General features: G+C 59.4%; 2 protein-coding genes and 1 pseudogene. 2 read left to right on the top strand and 1 reads right to left on the bottom strand.

Going from position 1 to position 4017, the window contains the following annotated elements; genetic code table 11:
- Both AC1DX0_RS32170 and AC1DX0_RS32165 read left to right on the top strand, forming a co-directional pair.
- A partial coding sequence (locus AC1DX0_RS32170; protein WP_477358437.1) for a DEAD/DEAH box helicase occupies window positions 1-2288 on the top strand: 2288 nt, incomplete at its 5' end.
- A gap of 725 nt (window positions 2289-3013) precedes the next feature.
- Window positions 3014-3544: pseudogene (locus tag AC1DX0_RS32165) on the top strand (YciE/YciF ferroxidase family protein).
- 60 nt (window positions 3545-3604) lie between these two features.
- Here AC1DX0_RS32165 and AC1DX0_RS32160 read toward each other — a convergent pair.
- On the bottom strand, window positions 3605-3868 hold the full coding sequence (locus AC1DX0_RS32160) for a cysteine hydrolase family protein (protein ID WP_477223791.1): 264 nt from the start codon (window positions 3866-3868) through the stop codon (window positions 3605-3607).
- Window positions 3869-4017 lie beyond the last annotated feature (149 nt).

Genomic DNA, 4017 nt, shown 5'->3' with positions numbered 1-4017 from the left:
ACCCTTCAAAGGCCATGGCGAAATTTATTGCCGAACAGATCCAGACCGGCCGGCGTGTCGCCCTCGCCGGCCCTACTGTGGACCTCGATCGAATGGTCAAGACGCTGCAGCGTCATCTGACGCTTGATGTCGGCCACGCCGAAAGCTGGGCATCGGCACTGGGCGTCGAGCCCGCAACCTTGGTCAGCCTCAATGTCGATATCGACGATGGCTTTGTCGATGACAAAGCAGCGCTTGCGGTCGTAACGGCCCCCGACGTCTTCGGTACACGATTAAACCCGGGAGATCATGGAGCCCCCTCGCTCGCTCAGGAGCCAGAGTTGCGAATCGGCGACGTCGTTTTGCATGAAGATCACGGCATCGCCGTTCTGCGAGACCTTGAGACCGTCGAGGTCGAGGGGATGGTCACCGATACCGTACGGCTTGAATATAATGGAGGAGCCACGCTTCTGGCGCCCGTAGAGGAATTCGGCCGCATCTGGCGTTACGGGGCCGATGAAGAGGCAGTGACACTCGACAGGTTGAAAGGGGATGGCTGGGCCAAGCGCCGGGCACAGCTCGACATCGAGATTGCTGAGGCTGCGGAACAGCTTGTCAGACTCGCTGCTGAGCGTGAGAAAGCCGGTGCCCGCGCGATTAGTCCACCACGACCTGCTTATGCCCGTTTCGCGGCAAGGTTCCCTTATCCCGAAACCGCGGATCAGGCCGATGCGATTGCCGCCGTCATCGCAGACCTGTCCTCTGGCAAGGCGATGAACAGGCTGATCTGCGGCGATGTCGGTTTCGGCAAGACGGAAGTTGCGTTGCGCGCCGCTGCCGTTGTCGCCTTGAATGGTTGTCAAGTCGCCGTCGTCGCACCGACTACAGTACTGGCGCGCCAGCATTTCGAAACATTCTCCCGCAGGTTTGAGGGCACCGAGGTGAGTGTGGCCCTTCTTTCGCGCGTTGTTGGCGATGCTGAGTCAAGACAGATCAGGGCGGGGCTCGCCGACGGATCGTTTCGGATCGTCGTTGGGACGCAGGCGATCGCGGCCAAGGGCGTCACCTTTGCCGATCTCGGTCTGCTCGTTATCGACGAGGAGCACCGTTTCGGCGTCAAACTCAAGCAAACGCTTCGCGGCCTCGGCCAGAAGCTGCACGTTTTGTCGATGAGTGCCACTCCCATACCGCGTACGCTTGCGGCAGCCATGGTTGGTGTGCAGGAAGCCAGCCTGCTCTCCACGCCACCGGCAAGGCGGCGTCCGGTGCGCACAGAACTGGCCCCATTCGATAGAGCGTCGGTCAAGACAGCACTTACGCGCGAGCATCGACGGGCTGGCCAAAGTTTTTGCGTGGTCCCCCGCATTGAGGACATTGAACCCACGCTTGCTGAACTGCGCAAATTGGTACCCGATTTGTCCGTGTTAGTGGCCCATGGCCACATGAACGCCTATGAGATGGACGAGGCTATCGTGACCTTTGCCAACGGGGATAGCGACATCCTTCTTTCGACAAACATCATCGAGAATGGCCTGGATGTGCCACGCGCCAACACCATCGTCGTGTTTCGAGCGGACAGGTTCGGGATGGCTCAACTGCACCAGTTGCGCGGCCGTGTCGGCAGGGGGCGGCTGCAAGGTTTGGCATACTTGTTGACGGAGGCCGGAAAGGACATCGCGCCGGAAACGCGCTCGCGCCTCTCGACACTGCTTGCTTTTGACCGGCTCGGTTCAGGGCTTGCCATCAGTGCCCGCGATCTCGACCTGCGCGGCGCGGGCGATCTGGTTGGCGAGGAACAAGCCGGCCACATGAAGTTGATCGGGTTGAGCCTCTATCAGCGGCTGTTGGCACGGGCGGTCGATGAGGTGCGGGGTAATAATGCCAGCTCGACCTTTGAAGCCGAGATCGAACTGCAATTCTCGGGCTCTCTTCCGTTCGACTATGTCCCCGAGGCGGTGGTGCGCCTCAATCTCTATTCGCGTTTGCAACGCTGTGAGACCCTCGCTGAAATCGATGCTTTTGCCGAGGAGCTTGAAGATCGGTTTGGAAAGCCGCCATCTGAGACGACCATGCTAATCGATTTCGCACGCCTTAAGCTTGCGGCGGTGAAGGCCGGCATCTCCAAGATCGGCGCTGGCCCCATTGCCATAGCAATCGAATTTACGACGCCCGGTTCCAATTCTTATGACCGCTTGGTCCAGCGCCCCGACTGCGTTCGACGTCAAGGGCGGCTCATTTTTAAGATCGCCACGCAGCCGGGGCCGGAGCGGTTGGCCGCTGTTCATGAACTGGTGCTAGACGCTTTGTAACCGGCTCATCCGGCGTGATCGAAGCTTCACACTGGCTGGGTAGGTCCACGGACGGTGCCTCGTCCCATTGAGGGGACGGGCCYGTCACGGCGAGCGCCTAGGCCGATACTGGCTTGTCCGYTGGCAAATCCGATTGTACTTGGCTTCCTTCACTGATCGATATGATCCCGTGCTTGAAAAAGACGGTGTTTGTCTCCCGGCCGGAATGCTCAGGCTCGCTTGGCCTGACAGCCAGTTTCGTGCTGCACTGGCCTACGAGGCTCGACAATCGAGCGTTCACGCTGCTGGCGCGAAATTGCCTCCCATCAATCGTGGTCACCACAAATTCAGTCACCCTGTTCTCCCATGGCCGGTGAATTGTTTGCTTGATGTCTCGGGTCGCTCGGCATGCCAGTCGGCAGCCTTCCCGAGACTCGAATGACATGACGATGCGTAAACGCGCCGACGCAGTTCGTTCCCGTGTAATGTAGGTGAAGCCCCCGTGTGGCACCCTTCGCCGTGCATCACGGCGGCCACCCGTTGAAACGCCCAGCAGCAAACAAGAAACAATAGCACCAAGCAGGTGCCCCGAGCACCAAAGCCCGGCCATGTTTCGCGTCGCTTTTGAAGAGCTTTTCGAGGCTAAAAAGAAAATTGATCACACCCGATTTCCGCAGGAACCCGCCGCGATCATCCGAGTTTGAATAGCACCCGAAGGGGTTATTTCAACCAAAGGAGATTCTCAGATGGCAGCTACCAAGAAAGCCAGTGCCGGCACCAAGGGCCTCCAGGATCTGTTCCTCGACGGCCTCAAGGACATATACTACGCCGAAAAGTAAATTCTTAAAGCCCTGCCGAAGATGGCCAAGGGCGCGGAGGACGCCCAGGTGTCCGCCGCTTTCGAGAAACATCTTGTCGAGACGGAGGGCCAGGTCGAGCGACTTGAGCAGGTGTTTGATATCCTTGGCATTGCTGCGCGCGGCAAGACCTGCCCTGCCATCGACGGCATCATCGAGGAAGGATCCGAGATTCTGGAGGAATACAAGGGTTCGACCTCTATCGACGCGGGCCTTGTCGCCGCCGCGCAGGCCGTCGAACATTATGAGATCGCGCGCTATGGCACGCTGATCGCCTGGGCGACATCGCTGGGCAAGGATGACATCGTCGAACTCCTCAACGCCACACTGGAAGAGGAGAAGGCCACTGACGAAGCCCTCACCTCCCTCGGTGAATCAGGTGTGAATGACAGGGCGGCCGAGCAGCAAAAAGCGGCTTGATCCCACGCACTTAAATAAGGGCCACGGCGACATCGTCGTGGCCCTTACAGTGTGCGTCGGTCACCCACCAATCGAACAGTTTACAAGCTGCTCAGTGGTGGCGGTCTCGATATGCTGGCCGTAGCGATTGCTGAACAGCCCGATCATGGCATCATGGGCCTCATCCGAGGCGCTGTAGACCGCATCCTGGACCACGATGGTACGTAAGCCATAGTCTGCCGCGCCCAACACCGTTGAAAGGACGCACATATCTCTTTCTCCGCCGGTGACGATAACGGTGTCGCGGCGCCCGCTGCGCCAGTAGAGTGCGAAGGTTCGAGCCAAGCCAAGGCGAATACACCGGCTTGTCTACAACTGGCGCCGGCGGCGTAAACGCTCGAAGCTCCGGGACCAAGTCCACCTTTCCCGGGCCAGGGCGCTCAAGCGTCAAGTCTGCCCATCGTTCATAGTAGCGTTTCCAAGTCCCCTGCCCG

Source organism: Mesorhizobium sp. P3_A9, from assembly GCF_056402975.1.
The sequence above is the reverse complement of the archived record's forward strand: the minus strand, read 5'-3'. Positions and strand labels throughout refer to the sequence as shown.